2 protein-coding genes are annotated in these 954 nt (G+C 41.8%); both read left to right on the top strand.

Features of this window, described 5'->3' with window-relative positions; genetic code table 11:
• Positions 1 to 236: hypothetical protein (locus CIK04_RS33180; protein ID WP_325205694.1), on the top strand; the 236-nt coding region annotated here is incomplete at its 5' end.
• 471 nt (positions 237 to 707) lie between these two features.
• Complete coding sequence (locus CIK04_RS05390; RefSeq protein ID WP_081096094.1) at positions 708 to 842, top strand: DUF3265 domain-containing protein; 135 nt, start codon at positions 708 to 710, stop codon at positions 840 to 842.
• Positions 843 to 954 lie beyond the last annotated feature (112 nt).

Below are 954 nucleotides of genomic sequence, written 5' to 3'. Positions count from 1 at the left end.
GACTCTTATTCTTTGGCGCTAGAAATTCAGAGAATAGCCTCATTCAATTGTCGGGTAAGCGCGAGGTTGTGGCGGTTGGCTCAATCAGAAATCCATTTCTAGGTTTTCAAACTTCAAACTGGATTTGCCAAAATTCTGAGCCTGATTATCAAAACTATGATTCATTTCGGTTTTCTACGTTTTGGCTTTTGTTTGTGAATCAAAGTCGAGTTAATCTTGGTTCTGATCAAACTTAACCCATTGAAGCTTAAGCATAACAAAGCGTTTAAGAGGGATTTGGCACGCGTGGCATTTTCGATTTGCGTTGGGTTCAGTGATTAAGTCGCTGTGCGGTAGCTTTGTGGTGCGTGCCTGCACCCTTAACGCGGCGTTATGTTTAATCACGTAAATCAGTTGGTTGCATCTCTTCTTTCATTCTCGGCTTTCTAATTTTGCTCTTGTCGGCAGTTAACCTCATTGGGCGCTGTTTCTGGACTCCAATTCATTGGGCGCGAAAAATTCTGAGAGTTGCCTCATTAAAGCTCAGTGCATTTGTGAGTCGAATAAAGCGTCTTTGTTTCAAAGTTTCAACTCCAGTTTTCGGCTTCTCACGCTAAAACTCAAAATCATTAGAATCAAATTTATGAGTTAATTCAGCTTTTTAGCGTCTGGTTTTGGTTTTCAAAGGTAACTCGAGTTAAGCTCTTGGTATCGCAAAACTTAACCCTTTGAGCCTTAAACATAACAAGGCGTTTAAGTGGGATTCATGCCGCGTGGCATTTTTAGTTTGCGGTGATTTTTGTGGTGAAAGTGGTCTGCAGAAGCTTGGTTTAGGCGGCATTCACCCCTTAACGCGGCGTTAGGTTAATCTATTCAACGTAGGGAGTAATAAATGGAATTTGTCCCCGTAAATATCGAAACGGAGGGGTGACTCTCGATTTGTGTGTTCAATTTCGTCGTGATGCACATCTCGTA

Source organism: Vibrio sp. 03_296 (assembly GCF_002265885.1).
The sequence above is the reverse complement of the archived record's forward strand: the minus strand, read 5'-3'. Positions and strand labels throughout refer to the sequence as shown.